Here is an 18,442-nt window from a genome sequence, read left to right on the forward strand (position 1 = left end):
TTGCACGCACCCCGGCACCCCCTGCCGCAGTGCCCGTGATGTCCGAGAACGAATCCGCCGGCGAAAAGACCGAACAACCGACCGAAAAACGCCTGCGCGATGCCCGTGAACAGGGCAACCTGCCGCGCTCGCGCGAACTTGGCACCGCCGCCGTGTTCGGCGCCGGCGTGCTGGCGGTGATGGCCATGAGCGGCTCGATCGGCCGTGGCGCCACGGCCTGGATGAAGCACGCGCTCAGCCCCGAACAGAGCCTGCGGCAGAACCCGAAGGAACTGTTCGGCCACTTCGGCGACCTGCTGCTGCAGTTCCTGCTGGTGATCGCACCGCTGGTGCTGGTCTGCCTGCTGGCCAGCTTCGTCGCCCCGCTGGTGATGGGCGGCCTGCGCTGGTCGCAGAAGGCGTTGCTGCCCGACATCAACCGCATGAACCCGATGAGCGGGCTCAAGCGCCTGTATGGCCCGGAGGCGATTGCCGAATTCACCAAATCGCTGCTGCGCGTGGCCTTCGTCGGCGTCGCCGCCGGGCTGGTGGTCTGGACCGGCTTCGACACCCTGCGCGGGCTGATCCACCACCCGCTGGAAACCGCCATCACCGATGGCCTGGGCTTCACCCTGCGCCTGCTGCTGGCCACCGCCGGCGCGATGCTGGTGCTGGCCGCCATCGATGCGCCGTACCAGCGCTGGAACTGGACGCGCAAGCTGAAGATGACCCGCGAGGAACTGCGCCGGGAAATGAAGGAAAGCGAGGGCAGCCCCGAGGTGAAGGGCCGCATCCGCCAGCTGCAGCAGCAGATGGCCAACCGCCGGATGATGGAGGCGGTGCCCACTGCCGACGTGGTGGTGGTCAACCCCACCCACTACGCGGTGGCCCTGAAGTACGAGGGCGGCGCCATGAACGCCCCCACCGTGGTCGCGCTGGGCGTGGACGAAACCGCCCTGCGCATCCGTGAAGTGGCCGACGGCAACAAGGTGGCGATCGTCTCCGCCCCGCCTTTGGCACGCGCCTTGTATCGGGAAGGCCAACTCGGAAAGGAAATCCCCGTGAGACTGTATTCGGCCGTCGCCCAGGTCCTGTCCTACGTCTACCAGCTGCGCGCCTGGCGCACTGGCCCGATGCCGGACGCCCCGCACATCCAGGTGGATGAATTCGGCAAGGGAGGCCGCCCGTGAGCGCCCAGCCCTCCGCCGGTTTCAACACCCGCCGCGCCCTGGAAATGATCCGCCAGGGCCTTGGCGCGCCGCTGATCGTGCTGGCCCTGCTGGCCATGGTCGTGGTGCCGCTGGCCGCGCCGGTGCTCGATGCGCTGTTCACCTTCAACATCGCCATCTCGCTGATGGTGCTGCTGGCGGTGGTCTACGTGAAGCGCCCGCTGGACTTCACCATCTTCCCGATCGTGCTGCTGATCACCACCATGCTGCGGCTGGCGCTGAACGTGGCCTCCACCCGTGTGATCCTGCTGAACGGCCAGAACGGCCACGATGCCGCGGGCAAGGTCATCGCCGCCTTCGGTGAATTCGTGATCGGCGGCAACTATGCGGTCGGCATCGTGGTGTTCGCGATCCTGACCATCATCAATTTCGTGGTCATTACCAAGGGTGCCGGCCGCGTTTCGGAAGTGACCGCGCGCTTCATCCTGGACGCGATGCCCGGCAAGCAGATGGCGATCGACGCCGACCTCAACGCCGGTTTGCTGACGCGTGAAGAAGCCAAGCTGCGCCGCGAGGAAGTGCGTGAGGAAGCCGACTTCTACGGTGCGATGGACGGCGCCAGCAAGTTCATCCGCGGCGATGCCATTGCCGGCATCCTGATCCTGTTCATCAACATGCTCGGCGGCCTGGCCGTGGGCGTGCTGCAGCATGGCATGCCGTTCGGCGAAGCCGCCGCCACCTACACCCTGCTGTCGATCGGTGACGGCTTGGTAGCGCAGCTGCCGGCCCTGCTGGTCTCCAGCGCCGTGGCCATGCTGGTTACCCGCGCCTCGCGCTCGCAGGACATGGCTCAGGCCATGACCGGCCAGGTGTTCGGCCAGTACCGTGCGCTGGCGATCACCGCCGGCATCATCGGCGTGGTCGGCCTGGTGCCGGGCATGCCCAACGTCGCTTTCCTGACGCTGGCCGCGATCCTCGGCTTCATCGCCTGGAAGCTGTACCGCAAGGGCAAGGCGCCGGCTGCCGATGCGGCAGGCGGTGGCACCGATGCCGCCGCACTCAACGCACTCGGCCGCCCGGCCGCACCGGCACCGACTGCCGAACTGAGCTGGGACGAACTGCGCCCGGTCGATCCGCTGGGCCTGGAGGTCGGCTACCGGCTGATCCCGCTGGTGGACAGCAACCAGGGCGGCGAACTGATGGCGCGCATCAAGGGCGTGCGCCGCAAGCTGACCCAGGATGTCGGCTTCCTGATCCCGTCGGTGCACATCCGCGACAACCTGGAACTGCCGGCCAACGGCTACCGCGTGCTGGTGCACGGCGTGCCGGTGGCCACCGCCGAGATCCACCCCGACCGCGAGCTGGCGCTGGACCCGGGCAGCGCGCTCGGTGCGCTGGAAGGCATCGCCGGCAAGGACCCCGCGTTCGGCCTGGACGCCACCTGGATCCAGCCGCACCAGCGCGCCCAGGCCGAAACGCTGGGCTACACCGTGGTCGATCCGGCGACCGTGGTCGCCACCCATCTGTCGCACCTGATCCGTGAGCACGCGCCGGAACTGCTCGGCCACGAAGAAGTGCAGCACCTGCTGGCCAACCTGGCCAAGAGCGCGCCCAAGCTCGTCGAAGATCTGACGCCGAAGGCGTTGCCGCTGTCGGCGGTGGTGCGCGTGCTGCAGAACCTGCTGGTCGAGCGCATTCCGATCCGTCAGCTGCGCAAGATCGCCGAGGCACTGGTCGAACATGCGCCCAGCAGCCAGGACCCGGCCGTGCTGACCGCCGCTGTTCGCACCGCACTGGGCCGCTTCATCGTGCAGGAGATCGCCGGAATGTCGGCGGAGCTGCCGGTATTCACCCTCAACCCGCAATTGGAACGTGTCTTGCAGGAGTCCACGCAGGGCAACGGCGCCGCGCTGGAACCCGGACTCGCTGAGCGACTGCACCAGAGCCTGGCCGAATGTGTCAGCAAGCAGGAAGCCCGCAACGAGCCCGCGGTCGTGCTGGTACCTGGCCCGGTGCGCGCCGCGCTGGCCCGCCTGGTCCGCCACAGCGTTCCGTCGCTGTCGGTCCTGGCCTACAGCGAGGTGCCGGAGGACAAGCGCCTGAAGCTGGTCGGAACGATCAGCTGACGCCGCCCTGCGATGCGCCAGAAAACAGACACCACTTTCGAACCAACGCAACAGACAGATACCAAGGGGAACCCGCACCGTGCAGACCACCGACCACCCGAGTTCTCCGACCGCCACCCCGCCGTCTTCGCCCCGTGACCACAGCATGAAAATCAAACGATTCGTCGCCGCCGACATGCGCTCGGCCATGAACCTGGTGCGCAAGGAACATGGTCCTGACGCCGTGATCCTGTCCAACCGCCGGATCGAGGAAGGCATCGAGATCGTCGCCGCCGCCAACTACGACGAGAGCGCCGTGCAGCGTGCACTGGAAGCCTCGCGCCGTGACGTTGCACCGCCGCCGGCACCCAAGCCGCGCACCGCCGCCGACGCGGTGATCGCCGCCGTCACCCGCCGCCGCAGCAGCTCCCCGGCGCCGGAACCGGTCGCGGCCACCACCTCGGCAGTGGCCGCCCTCGCCCGCGCCGCCGTCGGTGCCACCGGCCGCACTCTGGACAGCGCCGACGAGATCGTGCCGACCCGGGGCAGCACGGGCTTCGCCGCCACCCTGGCCCGCGCCGCCGTCAACGAACCGGCACCGCCGGACCAGATCTTCGCCCCGTTCGCCGAGGCCATCGTTGCACCGGCCGCCACCGTGCCGGCCAACCGCGCGCGCTTCCAGATCGACCCGCCGCACGAGGCGCATCACGAAAGCGTGGCCCCGGCCGTGCAGCCGCCGCCGCTGCCGACCGCTGCCGTGATCGACGCGCAGCCCGGGATCGCCGCCAGCGAACCGGCAGCGGTCGAAGCCGCTATCGAGGCCAGCCCGGCCCCCATGCTGGCCCCGGCACCGACGCTGACCGTGGTTGCCCAGGACGACGCCGAGATCCGCCAGCTGCGCCAGGAAGTGGCCGGCATGCGCCAAGTGATCGAGCGCGAGATGAACCGCTTCACCGACGAGCGCCTGCGTGGCAGCCCGGTGCGCGCCACCGCGCTGGACCTGATGGACGAGTACGGTTTCGACGCCGGGCTGGCCCGCGACGTGGCCATGCAGATCCCGCTGGAAACCGAAGCCCATCGTGGCCGCGGCCTGATGCTGGGGCTGATCTCGCGCAAGCTGCCGATCGCCCCGGTCGACCCGCTGGAGGAAGGCGGCGTGATCGCGCTGGTCGGCCCGACCGGCGCCGGCAAGACCACCACCATCGCCAAGCTGGCCTCGCGCTTCGCCGAGAAGCACGCCCCGCGTGACGTCGCCCTGGTCACCACCGACACCACCCGCATCGGCGCCCGTGAACAGCTGTATGGCTACGGCCGCCAGCTCGGCATCGCCGTGCACGAGGCCAACAGCGGCACCGACCTGGACCAGCTGCTGGAACGCTTGAAGGACTACAAGCTGGTGCTGATCGATACCGCCGGCCTGGGCCCGCGCGACCGTGCCCTGGCCGCCCAGCTGCAGTGGCTGCGCGCCGCGCGCCAGGTGCGCACCCTGCTGGTGCTGCCGGCCAACACCAGCTTCGGCGACATGGACGAGGTGGTGCGCCGCTTCGGTGCGGCCAACCTGCAGGGCCTGGTGCTGAGCAAGCTGGACGAGACCGGCCGCTTCGGCAACGCCCTGTCGGTGGCCGTGGACCACGCCCTGCCGATCACCTGGGTGACCGATGGCCAGGACGTCCCGGAGGACCTGCACCGGGCCAGTGCAGCCAATCTTGTACTTCGCCTTGAAGATTTGCGCCGAGCGGCCGATATGCCCTGCAACCCGGAGTTGAACCATGCCGTCGCGTGAGTACGCCAAGCTGACCAAGACCTTCCCGCTGTCGGCCACCCGCAGCGAGCCGCTCGGCCCTGTGCGCACCATCGCGGTGACCGGCGGCAAGGGCGGCGTGGGCAAGACGAATGTGTCCGCCAACCTGGCGGTGGCGCTGGCCGGCATGGGCAAGCGCACGCTGCTGCTGGACGCCGACCTCGGCCTGGCCAACATCGACGTGATCCTGGGCTTGAACCCCACCTTTACGCTGGCCGACCTGGTGGCCGGCCGCTGCTCGCTGGACGACGTCATCGTCGAAGGTCCGAACGGCGTGCTGGTGGTCCCGGCCGCTTCCGGCCGCCGGCACATGGCCGAGCTTGCCCCGGCCGAGCATGTCGGCCTGGTCAACGTGTTCTCCGAACTGGAACGCGAGCTGGACATCATGGTGGTCGATACCGCCGCCGGCATCACCGACGGCGTGCTGACCTTCTGCCAGGCCGCGCAGGACACCGTGGTGGTGGTCTGTGACGAACCGGCCTCGATCACCGACGCCTACGCACTGATCAAGGTGCTGTCGCGCGAGCGCGGCGTGGACCGCATCCAGGTGGTGGCCAACATGGTGCGCGACCCGAACGAGGGCCGCGTGCTGTACGAGAAGCTGACCCGCGTCTGCGAGAAGTTCCTTGCCGATGTCTCGCTGAACTACCTGGGCTGCGTGCCGCAGGATGACTGGCTGCGCCTGTCGGTGCAGCGCCAGCAGCCGGTGGTGAAGGCCTATCCATCCAGCCCGTCGGCGCTGGCGATCACCGAGATCGCACGCCGCACCGCGCGCTGGCAGGCACCGACCGAACCGCGCGGTGGCGTCGAGTTCTTCCTCGAACGCATCCTCAAGCAGCGTGGGGTGGCCGCATGAAAGGCGCAGCCCACCAGTACAGGGAAGTCCAGCGCTCGGCGGCCAACGAGGTCATCGCCCAGCATTCGGACCTGGTGCGACGCATCGCCCACCACCTGGCCGCGCGCCTGCCGGCCAGCGTCGAAGTCGATGATCTGATCCAGGCCGGCATGATGGGCCTGATCGAAGCCTCGCGCAGCTACGACGCCGACCAGGGCGCCTCGTTCGAGACCTATGCCTCGATCCGCATCCGCGGCTCGATGATCGACGAGATCCGCCGTGGCGACTGGGTGCCGCGCTCGGTGCACCGCCGTGCCCGTGATGCCGCCGCCACCATCCGCCGCCTGGAACAGAGCACGGGCCGTGCCGCCAGCGCCACCGAAGTGGCCGCCGCGATGGAGATGCCGCTGCCCGAGTACCTGAGGCTGATGGAAGACGCCGCACGTGGCCAGGTGCTGAGCCTGGAGTCGCGCATCGAAGACCAGGGCGAACTGGATACCGTCGCCCAGGGCGGCCCGACTCCACAACAGGTGCTGGAGCGCGGCGAGTTCGGTCGCGAGCTGGGCAAGGCCATCGGCCACCTGCCCGAGCGCGAACAGCTGGTGCTCTCGCTGTACTACGAGCAGGAGCTGAACCTGAAGGAGATCGGCGCGGTGCTCGGCGTGAGCGAGTCGCGGGTCTGCCAGATCCATGGCCAGGCCGTGCTGCGCCTGCGCGGCCGCCTGAAGATTTTCGAGGCCGTCGACGCCGGCCTGGAAGAATGAACATCCCCGAGGCGACTGCCCCCGGCCGCCCGGAATGAACAACAAAGGAACTCTGCTTTGAACAAGAACATGCGCATCCTCATCGTCGACGACTTCTCGACCATGCGTCGAATCGTCAAGAACCTGCTGGGCGATCTGGGCTTCACCAACACCGCCGAAGCCGAGGACGGGCATGCCGCGCTGTCGCTGCTGCAGAGCCAGCCCTTCGATTTCGTCGTCACCGACTGGAACATGCCGGTGATGACCGGCATCGAACTGCTCAAGGCGATCCGAGCCGACGCCAAGCTGAAGACCCTGCCCGTGCTGATGGTCACCGCCGAAGCCAAGCGCGAGCAGATCATCGAAGCGGCCCAGAACGGCGTGAACGGCTACATCATCAAGCCGTTCACCGCGCAGACGCTGGAAGAGAAGCTGGGCAAGATCTTCGAACGCCTGGCGGCCAGCGCCTGATGGATACCACGGTCGACAAGAACGCCCTCGCCCTGCGCCTGCAGGAAGCCCTGGATGCCCTGGAGTCCGGTGACGAAGCCGCCTGGCGGCAACGCATCGACGGACTGGTCGCGCTGCGCACGCAGCCGATGATGAGCGGCCTCTCGCGGCTGGCCCGCGAGCTGGGGCAGGCCCTGGGCGAACTGCCGACCGTGCCCAGCGAGGCCGGCGAACTGGACGATGCGTGCGCACGTCTGGACCACGTGGTGGCGATGACCGAACAGGCTACCCACCGCACCCTGGACCTGGCCGAGGAATGCCGCAGCCTGACCGAGCAGCTGCGCGCCGAAGGCCTGCAGCCAGGCCAGGACGTGCAGCTCGAGCGCATCCGCCACAACCTGACCGAGATCGCCCTGACCCAGAGCTACCAGGACCTGACCGGGCAGATCATCCGTCGCGTGGTCGGCATCGTCCGCCGCGTGCATGAAGGCTTCGGCGCGCTCGGCCTGCCGCCGGAACAGCATCGCACCGACCCGGAACTGGCCGGGCCGGCACTGAAGGGACTGGACCGCCACGCGGTCTCGCAGAACGACGCCGACGACCTGTTGTCGGATCTGGGGCTGTAAGCATGAGCGCGGTATCCGACGACATCACTGCCGATTTCATCATCGAGGCACAGGAAATCCTGGATCGCCTCGGCGAACAGCTGGTGTCGCTGGAGCAGGCACCGCAGGACACCGAACAGCTCAACGCGGTGTTCCGGGGCTACCACACGCTCAAGGGCGGCGCGGGTTTCCTCGGTGTCACCGCCATGGTCGAGCTGTGCCACGCCGCTGAAGAGGCGCTGGGCGCTGCACGTGCCGGCCAGGCCGTGCTGCAGGCCCATCACTTCGACGCCGCCCAGCAATCGCTGGACTACCTGCAGTCGATGCTCGATGCCGTGTCTTCCGGCACCGAGCCGGGCTATGCACCGCCGGACCTGATCGCCCAGTTCGACGTGCATGGCGGTGCAGCAGCGCCTGCCGCCGCTGCCGCCGCACCGGCGGCCGGTGCCGGCGACCTGATCACCGACGACGAGTTCGAGGCGCTGCTCGACCAGCTGCACGGTGGCAACGCACCGACTGCGGTGGCGCCGGCAAAGAAGGCCGACGACGGCCTGATCAGCGAAGATGAGTTCGAAGCCCTGCTCGACCAGCTGCACGGTGGCGCCGCACCCGGCGCCAGGCCCGCGGCTGCGGTGGCGCCGGCACCGATCGCCGCCCCGCGCCCGGCCACCGCACCGGCACCGGTGGCCAAGCCGGCCGCCAAGCCGCTGGCCGAAGCCGAACACACCGTGCGCGTGGACACCAAGCGCCTGGATGCGATCGTCAACCTGATCGGCGAACTGGTGCTGTCGCGCAACCGGCTCAAGACCCTGCGTGCGCGCCTGCGCGACGAGGAGCTGGACCGCGCCGTGTCCACCCTGGACATCGCCACCGCGCGCCTGCAGTCGGCGGTGATGCGCACCCGCATGCAGCCGGTGGGCAAGGTATTCTCGCGCTTCCCCAAGGTCGCCCGCGACGTCGCCCGCTCGCTGAAGAAGGAAGTGGACCTGGAGCTGATCGGCGCCGAGACCGAGCTCGACCGCAACCTGGTCGAAGCGCTGGCCGACCCGCTGGTGCACCTGGTCCGCAACGCCATCGACCATGGCGTGGAAATGCCCGACCTGCGCGAAGCACAGGGCAAGCCGCGGATGGGCCATGTGCGGTTGTCGGCGCAGCAGGAAGGTGACTACGTCAGCATCGAGGTGCAGGACGATGGCGCCGGCATCGATCCGGAAAAGCTGCGCGCGAAGGCACGCGAGAAGGGCCTGATCGATCCGGAAGCCGCCGCCCGCCTGAGCAGCGAGGAGTGCCTGCACCTGGTGTTCCTGCCCGGCTTCTCGACCAAGCAGCAGGTCACGGATATTTCCGGGCGCGGCGTCGGCATGGACGTGGTGCAGTCGCGCATCCGCGAACTCAGCGGGCAGATCCAGATCCAGTCGGAGCTGGGCCGCGGCAGCCGCTTCCTGATCCGCGTGCCGCTGACCCTGGCGATCCTGCCGACCCTGCTGGTGCAGGCCGGCGAGGACGTCTATGCGCTGCCGCTGGCGCGCGTGATGGAGGTACTGCACGCGCCGCGCACCTCGCTGGGCTGGTTCGATGGCCGTGCCGTGCTCGACCGCCGTTCGCACACGCTGCCACTGGTCGATCTGCGGCAGTGGCTGGATGTGACGCCGGCCGCATCGACCCTGCTGACCATCGTGGTGCTGCAGGCCGGCGAAGCGCGCTTCGGCCTGGTCGTGGACCAGGTCCGTGGGCGCGAGGAAGTGGTCATCAAGCCACTGCCGAAGGCCCTGCGCGGCCTGCGCGGTTACGCCGGTGCAACCTTGATCGGCGATGGTCGCATGGCGCTGATCCTGGATGTGGATGGCCTGCGCAGCCCGCACGACTGACCCGCTTGCTGAACCCGTAAAACCGTGAAGTCGCACCAGTAGCCCGTACCGGTGTCTCAAGTCCCATTCATACAAGCCGATACCGGATCCATGGATAGACTCAGCCTCATTGGACTCTTTCTCGCCCTGGCCTCGCTGGTCGGTGGCAGCATCCTCAAGGGCGCCGGCTTGGCGTCGTTGTGGTCGCCTGCGGCGTTCGTGATCGTCATCGTCGGCACCGTTGCCGCGATCCTGCTGCACACCTCGCCGGCGGTGTTCAAGCATGCGTTCAAGATCGTGCGCTGGGTCGTGCGCCCGCCGCACAGCGATCGCCGCGAACTGATCCAGCAGATCGTCGAGTGGAGCAACATCGCCCGCCGCCAGGGCCTGCTCGGCCTGGAATCGCAGGTGGAAGCGCAGCAGGACCCGTTCCTGCGCAAGGGCCTGCAGCTGCTGGTGGACGGTGTCGAGCCCGAATCGATGCGGCACATGCTGGAAATCGAACTGGGCAGCCAGGAACACCAGGACCAGGCCGGCGCCAAGGTGTTCGAAGCGATGGGCATCTACGCACCGACGCTCGGCATCATCGGCGCCGTGCTGGGCCTGATCGCGGTGATGAAGAACCTGGCCGACCCGAGCAAGCTCGGCCACGGCATCGCTGCGGCGTTCACCGCCACGATCTACGGCATCGCCTCGGCCAACCTGCTGTTCCTGCCGATCGCCGCCAAGCTCAAGAGCGTGATCTCGCACAACACGCGCGACCGCGAAATGGTCATCGAAGGCCTGATCTCGATCGCCCAGGGCGAGAACCCGCGCAACATCGAAACCAACCTCTCCGGCTTCCTGCACTGACATGGCCCGCCGCAAGCACCACGAAGAGCACGCCAACCACGAAGCATGGGCGATCCCCTATGCCGACCTGATGACGCTGCTGCTCGCCTTCTTCGTGGTCATGTACGCGATCTCATCGGTGAACGAGGGCAAGTACCGGATCATGGCCGACGCGCTCACCGATGCCTTCGGTGGCGCGCCGCGCACGATCAATCCGGTGCAGGTGGGCAACAAGCAGGTGCAGGGTGGCGGCTGGGACAGCCCGTCGGTGATCAAGTCCGGCACCAAGATCGGACCGTCCGCGCCGGCGCCCTCGCACGACCCGACGCTGCTGCCGTCGATGGCCTCGCAGATGCGCATGCCGGTGTCGGTGCACAACCAGGAGCAGATCGCCCGTGCCGAGCGCCAGCTCAACACGATTGCCGACCGGCTCACCGCCGCCCTGGCGCCGCTGATCGACCGCGGCATGATCAGCGTGCGCCGCACGGAACTGTGGATCGAGGTCGAGATCAACAGCGACATCCTGTTCCCCACCGGCTCGGCCGCACTGGACGTACATGCACGGCAGACCCTGGCCAGCCTGGCCGAGGTGCTGCGCGACGTGCCCAACAGCGTGCGCGTGGAAGGCCACACCGACAACGTGCCGATCGCCACCGCCACCTTCCCTTCGAACTGGGAGCTGTCGGCCGGACGCGCCGCCAGCGTGGTGCATCTGTTCGCCGACCAGGGCGTGCAGCCGTCGCGGCTGGCGATGGTCGGCTATGGCCAGTTCCGCCCGCGCGAAGAGAACGACAGCGCACAGGGCCGCAACCGCAACCGCCGGGTGATGGTCATCATCCTGGCCGACACCTCGCATTCGGTGGACCCGCTCGGCCAGCGCCTGAACGCAGCCACCGGCGCCACCGGCAGCACCGTCACCGAACAGGCCGCCGCAACGCCGGCCAGCGCCCCCACCTCCCCCATCGCACCGGTGACGTTGCCACCGGTGCCGGCTGGCAGCCGCGTCGGCGCCGCCGTTCCCCCCGCAATGAAGGAGTAATCCGATGCGCATCTGGGCAGTCGCCAACCAGAAGGGCGGAGTCGGCAAGACCACCACCACCCTCGCCCTCGGCCGCGGCCTGGCCGCGCTCGGCCATCGCGTGCTGCTGATCGACCTCGATCCGCATGCTTCGCTCAGCCGCGCCTTCGGCGTGCCGGTGGACCCGCCGCCGGCCGGCGTGCTGGAGCTGTTCGGCGCACCGCCGGCGGACCTGTCCGGCCTGTGCCATGCCAGCAACATCCAGGGCCTGGACTACGTCTGCGCGCAGTCCGCGCTGGCCACGCTTGAACGCCGTAGCGCCAACCAACCCGGCCTCGGCCTGGCCCTGCAGAACGCGCTGGCGCGCCACCAGGGCCAGCACGACTACATCCTGCTGGACTGCGCACCGACGCTCGGCCTGCTGATGATCAACGCACTGGCTGCCGCCGATCGCCTGATCATTCCGACCCAGGCCGAGCCGCTGGCGCTGCACGGCCTGGATGGCATGGTCCGCACCGGCGAGATGGTCGAGCGTTCGCGCCGCCGGCCGCTGCCGATCTCGATCCTGCCAACCCTGTTCGACCGCCGCACCCGCGCCGGCAACGAGTCGCTGCGCACCATGCAGGACCGCCATGGCAGCCGCGTCTGGGAAGACGCGATTCCGATCGACACCCGCATCAGCAACGCCGCCGGGCTGACCCTGCCGAGCGTCGGCGAAGACTACCCGGGGCGCGGCCTGGCTGCCTACCGGCGCGCCTTGAACTGGATCCTCGGCGAGGATGCCCGCGCCCTGGAGCAGGCCGCATGAACAGCACCGGCATCCTCGACGACTACCTGGACGAACTGCTGGGCGAGGCGATCGCCCCGGCCGCCGCTCCCCTCCCCGCGCCGATCAGCACCGCCCCGGCCACGGCCACCGAAGCCGCCGCCGAACGCGAACCCACCTGGGATGACCTGCCGGCCGAGGTGATCTACGAAACCGAAACCGAGAGCGTTGCCGCTGCCCCTGCCGTGGACAATGCCGCACTGGAAGCCGCTTTCGATGCCGCGTCCGCGCCCGTCAGCGTGATCGATGCCGAACGCGAACCCACGTGGGACGACCTGCCCGCTGAAGTGGTCTACGAAACGGATGCCGTCGTCGCGGCCCCGGCCGAGGATGAGGCTGCACTGGAGGCCGCCTTCGAGGCCGCCGCCGCGCCGGCCAGCGCCTCGTCCACCGAACGCGAGCCGACCTGGGATGACCTGCCCGACGAGGTCATCCACGAAACCGCGCCGGCACCCGCTGCGGCCGCTGCGAACACCGGCCCGGAACCCACCTGGGACGATCTGCCGGACGAAGTGATCTACGAGACCGACCCGGCGGACAGCCATCGTCTCGCCCACACCGACAGCCCCGGCCTGCAGGCCGCCTTCGAGGCGGCCGCTGGTGGCGAAGACGTGCCTGCGCCGCCGCCCGCCGTGGTCGCAGCGCCGGTGCCCCCCCCGGCGACACGCCCTGCACCGGCCCCGGCCGCACGCGCCGGCACGCCGCCGCCGCGCGTCGCCGTCGATGCACCCGCAGGCAACCGCCCCGGCACCTGGCAGGAGCTGCAGGCGCAGGCCCACCAACCGGCCCGCAGCCCGCATCCGCAGAACCGTCGTGCCGGTGAACGCACCTCGCGCTGGCTGCGCCTGCGCTGCGGCACCCAGGCCTATGCGCTGGAACTGCTGAAGGTCCAGGAGGTCGTGCTGCCGGTGCCGCTGCTGCCGTTGCGCGGCACCGCTGCCGCCATGCTGGGCATCATGAACCTGCGCGGCCAGGTGGTCCCGGTGATGGATCTGGGCCTGCACCTGGGCGCGGCTGCCGCCGAGGACGACGCCCAGACCCGCATCGTGGTGCTGGAAGAAGACGGCGAGACCATCGGCCTGCGCGTGTCGGCAGTGGAAGATGTCGCCAACCTCACCGATTCGCAGATCGAACCTCCCGATACCGCACGCATCTGCCAGATTTCCAACGACCTGTTCCGCGGCGTGGCCCGGGTCAGCCAGCGCCCGATGATCCTGCTGGACGCCACACGGCTGTTGAGCTGACCCCCAAAAAAGGGGACGGAGGGGATTAAGTCGCAAGTGGCTCGGCGCTTGGCGCCGAAGCGGTGCCTGTCGGGGACGCAAGGAGTTGATCCGTTGGATCAACGCCTTGCGTCCCCACTGCGCGGTCGCCGTTGCCGAGGGGGCTGCGGCAGAGCCAGGTCGCTTGCGACTTAATCCCCTCCGTCCCCTTTTCAACAGCGACCGCATCGACGCACCGCGTCGATTCTTCTAAAGAACCCCACCGGGGTGCCGTTATGGATCACGGAACCGTTTGTCCGGAGCAACGATGAGCACTGTCGAACTGGGTGGGGATCTCGGCATCGAGAGCACTACCGAGCTCAAGAACCGCCTTGCCCCCCTGGTGGAGCAGGCAGGCGAGCTGACCCTGGATGCCAGCCAGGTCGCCCGCATCCACACGGCCGCCGTGCAGGTGCTGTGTGCGTTCGTGCAGGCCCGCCGCGAGGCAGGCCTGGGCACCGGCTTCCACGGTTGCACTGCAACCTTCCGTGACGCCGCGCGCCTGCTGGGCGTCACCCAGGCCCTCGGCCTGGACGTAACCCATGACAACCTGAAATCTGTGGAGAACGCTGCATGAGCGCACGTATCTTGGTGGTGGACGATTCGGCGTCGATGCGCCAGATGGTGTCCTTCGCCCTCACCTCGGCCGGTTTTGCCGTCGAAGAAGCTGAAGACGGCGCGGTCGCGCTCGGTCGCGCCAAGGGCCAGCGCTTCAATGCGGTGGTTACCGACGTCAACATGCCGAACATGGATGGCATCGCGCTGATCCGCGAACTGCGCCAGCTGCCGGACTACAAGTTCACCCCGCTGCTGATGCTGACCACCGAATCTGCCGCCGACAAGAAGTCCGAAGGCAAGGCCGCTGGCGCCACGGGTTGGCTGGTCAAGCCGTTCAATCCCGAACAGCTGGTCGCCACCGTGCAGAAAGTGCTGGGCTGATCGCCCGGCACCGCTCCCCCTCTTCGCTTCCGGACCACCACTGCCATGAGCATGGACCTGCAACGCTTCCACGCCACCTTCTTCGAGGAGAGCCGCGAAGGCCTCGACGCGATGGAGGCTGGCCTGCTGGCCCTGGAATCGGGGCAGCAGGACGCGGAGATCATCAATTCGGTGTTCCGCGCTGCCCATTCGATCAAGGGCGGCGCCGGCACCTTCGGCTTCGACGCGATCGCCGGCCTGACCCACGTGCTGGAAACGCTGCTCGATGAGCTGCGCGCCGGCAAGCGGGCACTGGAAGGCCACGCCGTCGACGCCATGCTGTCTTCGGTGGACGTGCTGCGCGCCCTGCTGCGCGAAGCCGAACATGGCCAGGCTGCCGATCCGGCTGCTGTCGCTGCGGTGAAGGCACGCCTGGAAGCGGTTCTGTCCGGCCAGGCCGCAGCGAGCGCCCCGGCGGCCGCCGCAGCCAAGGTGGACGATACGCCGGAAGCCTGGCAGATCGGCTTCACCCCGGCGCCGTCGCTGTTCATGAGCGGCAACGACCCGCTGCGCATCATCCGCGAACTGGAACACCTCGGTTCGCTGCAGGTCGCCGCGCGCATGGACCGCCTGCCGGGCTTCGCGCAGCTCGATCCGCTCGAAGCCCACCTGGCGTGGGACCTGGGTCTGGTCGGCAAGGTGCCGCGCAGCAAGATCGAAGACACCTTCGCGTGGGTACTGGACGACTGCGAGCTGGACATCCGTCCGGCCGCACCGCCGAGCCTGGCCACCCAGGCGCCGGCCGCGGCTGCTCCCGCTCCGGCGGCAGCGTCGCCGTCGGCACCCGCCGCGCCTGCCGCCAGCGGTGGCGCCAGCCAGGAAGCGGAAACCTCCATCCGCGTCAGCGTCGACAAGGTCGACGCGCTGATCAACCTGGTCGGCGAACTGGTCATCACCCAGGCCATGCTCAAGCAGGTCTCGCATGCGCTGGACCCGGTCCACGCCGAGAGCCTGTTCGCTGGCCTGGACCAGCTTGAACGCAACACCCGCGACCTGCAGGAAGCGGTGATCGGCGTGCGCATGCTGCCGGTCGATGCGGTGTTCCGTCGCTTCCCGCGCCTGGTCCGCGACCTGTCCAGCCGCCTCGGCAAGCAGGTGCGGCTGCGCACCGTCGGCGAAGGTACCGAGCTGGACAAGGGCCTGATCGAGAAGATCGCCGATCCGCTGGTGCACCTGGTGCGCAACTCGATCGACCACGGCCTGGAAATGCCCGACGTGCGCCGCGGTGCAGGCAAGGACGAAACCGGCACGATCACCCTGGCGGCCTCGCACCAGGGCGGCCACATTGTCATCGAAGTCAGCGACGACGGTCGCGGCCTGGACCGCGCCAAGATCCTGGCCAAGGCCACCGAGCGCGGCCTGGCGGTGCCGGACAACCCGACCGATTCGCAGGTCTGGGACCTGATCTTCCAGCCCGGCTTCTCCACGGCCGATGCGGTCACTGACCTGTCCGGTCGTGGCGTCGGCATGGACGTGGTCCGCCGCAACATCCAGGCGTTGGGGGGCGAGGTGCAGATTGAAAGCAGCCTCGGCGCTGGCACCCGCACGCTGATCCGCCTGCCGCTCACCCTGGCCATCCTCGATGGCATGACCGTGGCGGTAGCCGGTGAGACCCTGATCCTGCCGTTGGCCTATGTGCTTGAGGCGTTGCAGCCGCAAGCCGAGGACATCCGCAGCATGGCCGGCGAAGGCCGCGTGCTGCGCGTGCGCGGTGAATACCTGCCGATCCTGTCGCTGAGCGAGTACTACGGCTACGGCAACCGTGCACCCGGCAGCGAATCGCTGGTGGTGGTGGTCGAAGGCGATGGCCAGAAGATCGCCCTGGAAGTGGACGAACTGGTCGGCCAGCAGCAGGTGGTGGTGAAGAACATCGAGAACAACTACCGCCGCATCGGCGGGGTGTCCGGTGCGACCATTCTCGGCGACGGCCGCGTCGCATTGATCGTCGACATCGGCGGGCTGGTGCGTTCACTGCGGATGCCGCAGGCCGCCTGATCCACACTGCATGCGTGTACTGGACCGCCGCCCTTCGGGGCGGCGGTTTTTGTTTGCGCGCTCCATTCCGGCCGGGGCCGGATGCCCTTTCGGGGAAAAGGGATCTGACCCCATCCGTTCTGTGAACTCCGTCGACGCGATGGTTTCGCGCGCAACTACGCCATGTAAGCGAAAGCCCCGCCGCTGCGCCACTTCCGCGCCGTCATCCCTACGCCACCGAATGTGACATGCGTCCATAAAGTCCATCCGGACTGCGCCGCTATTTCGCTTTGACGGCCGTCACCGAACCCCACCGGGCACCACCGTTCGCTATGCAACCACCCCCAAACCGGCGCACAGACGCCGGCACTCTGCCCACCTGGAGCACCCTGCATGAAGTGGTTCCAAGATCTGCCCATCGCCCGCAAGCTGGCCGTGGGGTTCACCCTTACCACCCTGATGACCCTGGTCCTCGGCGCGTTCGCCCTGCTGCGACTGAGCGAAGCCAACGCGCAGCTGCGCGAGATGGCCGGCAACGATATCCCCTCGGTCCAGCACCTGGGCGAGGCGCGCTCGCAGCTCGGTGAGTTCCGCACCTACGAACTGGCCCAGCTGAGCATGCTCGACCAGCCGGAGAAGGTCGCCGACTACAACAAGCGCATGGACGACACCGCCAAGGCCGTACATGACGAACTGGCGGCGTACGCGGCGCTGCCGGCGCTGGACAAGGAGCGCGAACTGTATCGCGCCGCCAGCATCCAGCTGGATCGCTACTTCGCCGCCAACAAGGCGATGCGCGACGCCGTGGCCGCCGGTGATGGCGCGCAGGCCCAGCAGATCTCCGATGAGCAGTCACGCCCGGCGCGCCGCGACCTGTTCGCTGCGATGAAGGCACTGGGCACCCACATCGCCGGGCAGATGGACGGCAAGATCGCCGACGCCAACGCCACCCATCGCACCAGCATGATCGCCATCATCGGCTGCATCGTGCTGCTGTCGCTGGTGGCCGCCGCGCTGGCCATCGTCATCTCGCGTGCAGTGACCGGCCCGCTGGGCAAGGCCGTGCATGCCATCCAGGCGGTTGCCCGCGGCGACCTCAGCGTCAGCACCCAGGCCACCAGCAAGGACGAAGCCGGCAGGATGCTGGCCGCCACGACCGAGATGACCGCAATGCTCCGCCGCTTCAGCGAGCAGACCCAGCTGATGGCACAGATGCACGCGGGACCGGACATCAGCCATCGCATTCCGGAAGATTTCCCGGGTGTCTATGGCCAGCTGGCCGGCGGCATCAATACGGTGATCTTCGAGCACCTGGATGCGATCCGCGATGCCATCGACGTGCTCAACCAGTACGCCATCGGCAATCTCACCCCGGATGCACGCCGCCTGCCCGGCAGCCGCGCGATCCTGCACGAATCGATGGACGCGGCCAAGGCCAGCCTGCTGGCGATCAATTCGCAGATCCAGCAGCTGGCCGCGGCGGCCGCTGCCGGTGACTTCAGCCAGCGCGGCGACGCACAGCGTTTCCAGCATGACTTCAAGCTGATGATCGAGCATCTCAACACCATGATGCAGGTGGCCGACGGCAACCTCGGCCAGCTCTCGCAGCTGCTGCAGGCGATCGCCGCCGGCGACCTGACCGCGCGCATGGAAGGCCAGTTCAATGGCGTGTTCGCGCGCATGCGGGATGATGCCAACACCACCGTTGCACAGCTGACCCAGATCGTCGGCCAGATCCAGGCCAGCGCGTCCAGCATCACCCTGGCCGCCGGCGAGATCGCCTCCGGCAACAGCGACCTGTCGCGCCGCACCGAGCAGCAGGCCGCCAACCTGGAAGAAACCGCCGCCTCGATGGAGGAACTGACCTCCACCGTGCGCCAGAACGCCGAGCACGCCCGCCAGGCCAACCAGCTCGCCATCGGTGCGCACGGTGTCGCCTCGCAGGGCGGTGACGTGGTCGGCCAGGTGGTCACCACCATGTCGGCCATCGAAGCCTCGTCGAAGAAGATCGCCGAGATC

Annotated in this window: 16 protein-coding genes; all 16 read left to right on the top strand. The window is 68.4% G+C overall.

All coding sequences use genetic code 11. The features are described 5' to 3' along the window. Positions 1-38 precede the first annotated feature (38 nt). On the top strand, positions 39-1,169 hold the full coding sequence (flhB, locus tag AC5P8R_RS20035) for a flagellar biosynthesis protein FlhB (protein ID WP_014647036.1): 1,131 nt from the start codon (positions 39-41) through the stop codon (positions 1,167-1,169). Positions 1,170-1,213: 44 nt separating this feature from the next. Then, entirely contained in the window at positions 1,214-3,274 is a 2,061-nt protein-coding gene (gene flhA / locus AC5P8R_RS20040) for a flagellar biosynthesis protein FlhA (RefSeq protein WP_153643679.1), read from the top strand. A gap of 145 nt (positions 3,275-3,419) precedes the next feature. Beyond that, the gene (gene flhF, locus AC5P8R_RS20045) at positions 3,420-5,036 is read left to right on the top strand and encodes a flagellar biosynthesis GTPase FlhF (protein WP_401729951.1); all 1,617 of its coding nucleotides are present in this window, start codon (positions 3,420-3,422) and stop codon (positions 5,034-5,036) included. After that, the gene (locus AC5P8R_RS20050; protein WP_005416424.1) at positions 5,023-5,910 is read left to right on the top strand and encodes a MinD/ParA family ATP-binding protein; all 888 of its coding nucleotides are present in this window, start codon (positions 5,023-5,025) and stop codon (positions 5,908-5,910) included. Before flhF ends, AC5P8R_RS20050 begins: the two co-directional genes overlap by 14 nt. Beyond that, positions 5,907-6,653 (top strand): RNA polymerase sigma factor FliA, encoded by a 747-nt coding sequence (locus AC5P8R_RS20055; protein WP_014647032.1) that lies wholly within the window; start codon positions 5,907-5,909, stop codon positions 6,651-6,653. The genes AC5P8R_RS20050 and AC5P8R_RS20055 overlap by 4 nt, the downstream gene beginning before the upstream one ends. A gap of 57 nt (positions 6,654-6,710) precedes the next feature. Beyond that, a complete protein-coding gene (gene cheY / locus AC5P8R_RS20060) occupies positions 6,711-7,103 on the top strand; it encodes a chemotaxis response regulator CheY (protein ID WP_005413247.1) in 393 nt (130 codons plus the stop codon). Continuing rightward, complete coding sequence (locus AC5P8R_RS20065; RefSeq protein ID WP_049441909.1) at positions 7,103-7,708, top strand: protein phosphatase CheZ; 606 nt, start codon at positions 7,103-7,105, stop codon at positions 7,706-7,708. The genes cheY and AC5P8R_RS20065 overlap by 1 nt, the downstream gene beginning before the upstream one ends. Positions 7,709-7,710: 2 nt before the next feature. Continuing rightward, positions 7,711-9,555: a chemotaxis protein CheA gene (locus AC5P8R_RS20070; RefSeq protein ID WP_053495131.1), complete on the top strand. Its 1,845-nt coding sequence runs from the start codon at positions 7,711-7,713 to the stop codon at positions 9,553-9,555. A 90-nt stretch (positions 9,556-9,645) separates the two neighbouring features. Then, complete coding sequence (locus AC5P8R_RS20075) at positions 9,646-10,386, top strand: flagellar motor protein (RefSeq protein WP_005409527.1); 741 nt, start codon at positions 9,646-9,648, stop codon at positions 10,384-10,386. 1 nt (position 10,387) lies between these two features. Next, positions 10,388-11,404 carry a flagellar motor protein MotD gene (motD, locus tag AC5P8R_RS20080; RefSeq protein ID WP_014647029.1) on the top strand — a complete coding sequence of 339 codons (1,017 nt, stop codon included), beginning with the start codon at positions 10,388-10,390 and terminating at the stop codon, positions 11,402-11,404. 4 nt (positions 11,405-11,408) lie between these two features. Continuing rightward, positions 11,409-12,191, top strand: coding sequence for a ParA family protein (locus AC5P8R_RS20085; protein WP_014647028.1), 783 nt, complete (start codon positions 11,409-11,411; stop codon positions 12,189-12,191). Next, positions 12,188-13,453: a chemotaxis protein CheW gene (locus AC5P8R_RS20090; RefSeq protein WP_180834700.1), complete on the top strand. Its 1,266-nt coding sequence runs from the start codon at positions 12,188-12,190 to the stop codon at positions 13,451-13,453. Before AC5P8R_RS20085 ends, AC5P8R_RS20090 begins: the two co-directional genes overlap by 4 nt. 286 nt (positions 13,454-13,739) lie before the next feature. Beyond that, positions 13,740-14,048, top strand: a complete 309-nt coding sequence (locus AC5P8R_RS20095) for an STAS domain-containing protein (protein WP_014647026.1) — start codon at positions 13,740-13,742, stop codon at positions 14,046-14,048. Further along, positions 14,045-14,410: a response regulator gene (locus AC5P8R_RS20100; RefSeq protein ID WP_005409521.1), complete on the top strand. Its 366-nt coding sequence runs from the start codon at positions 14,045-14,047 to the stop codon at positions 14,408-14,410. Before AC5P8R_RS20095 ends, AC5P8R_RS20100 begins: the two co-directional genes overlap by 4 nt. Before the next feature lie 45 nt (positions 14,411-14,455). After that, on the top strand, positions 14,456-16,444 hold the full coding sequence (locus AC5P8R_RS20105) for a chemotaxis protein CheA (protein WP_014647024.1): 1,989 nt from the start codon (positions 14,456-14,458) through the stop codon (positions 16,442-16,444). A gap of 372 nt (positions 16,445-16,816) precedes the next feature. Next, positions 16,817-18,442, top strand: a 1,626-nt coding sequence (locus tag AC5P8R_RS20110; RefSeq protein ID WP_495223765.1) for a HAMP domain-containing methyl-accepting chemotaxis protein, incomplete at its 3' end; no start/stop codon positions are given.

It is taken from the genome of Stenotrophomonas sp. YJH_SMC_73 (assembly GCF_059370155.1).

What these genes read in the sequence shown, in the direction of transcription:
- flhB (WP_014647036.1), top strand. Translation starts at nt 39, where the DNA reads ATGTCCGAGAACGAATCCGCCGGCGAAAAGACCGAACAACCGACCGAA.
- flhA (WP_153643679.1), top strand. Translation starts at nt 1,214, where the DNA reads ATGATCCGCCAGGGCCTTGGCGCGCCGCTGATCGTGCTGGCCCTGCTG.
- flhF (WP_401729951.1), top strand. Translation starts at nt 3,420, where the DNA reads ATGAAAATCAAACGATTCGTCGCCGCCGACATGCGCTCGGCCATGAAC.
- AC5P8R_RS20050 (WP_005416424.1), top strand. Translation starts at nt 5,023, where the DNA reads ATGCCGTCGCGTGAGTACGCCAAGCTGACCAAGACCTTCCCGCTGTCG.
- AC5P8R_RS20055 (WP_014647032.1), top strand. Translation starts at nt 5,907, where the DNA reads ATGAAAGGCGCAGCCCACCAGTACAGGGAAGTCCAGCGCTCGGCGGCC.
- AC5P8R_RS20065 (WP_049441909.1), top strand. Translation starts at nt 7,103, where the DNA reads ATGGATACCACGGTCGACAAGAACGCCCTCGCCCTGCGCCTGCAGGAA.
- AC5P8R_RS20070 (WP_053495131.1), top strand. Translation starts at nt 7,711, where the DNA reads ATGAGCGCGGTATCCGACGACATCACTGCCGATTTCATCATCGAGGCA.
- AC5P8R_RS20075 (WP_005409527.1), top strand. Translation starts at nt 9,646, where the DNA reads ATGGATAGACTCAGCCTCATTGGACTCTTTCTCGCCCTGGCCTCGCTG.
- motD (WP_014647029.1), top strand. Translation starts at nt 10,388, where the DNA reads ATGGCCCGCCGCAAGCACCACGAAGAGCACGCCAACCACGAAGCATGG.
- AC5P8R_RS20085 (WP_014647028.1), top strand. Translation starts at nt 11,409, where the DNA reads ATGCGCATCTGGGCAGTCGCCAACCAGAAGGGCGGAGTCGGCAAGACC.
- AC5P8R_RS20090 (WP_180834700.1), top strand. Translation starts at nt 12,188, where the DNA reads ATGAACAGCACCGGCATCCTCGACGACTACCTGGACGAACTGCTGGGC.
- AC5P8R_RS20095 (WP_014647026.1), top strand. Translation starts at nt 13,740, where the DNA reads ATGAGCACTGTCGAACTGGGTGGGGATCTCGGCATCGAGAGCACTACC.
- AC5P8R_RS20100 (WP_005409521.1), top strand. Translation starts at nt 14,045, where the DNA reads ATGAGCGCACGTATCTTGGTGGTGGACGATTCGGCGTCGATGCGCCAG.
- AC5P8R_RS20105 (WP_014647024.1), top strand. Translation starts at nt 14,456, where the DNA reads ATGAGCATGGACCTGCAACGCTTCCACGCCACCTTCTTCGAGGAGAGC.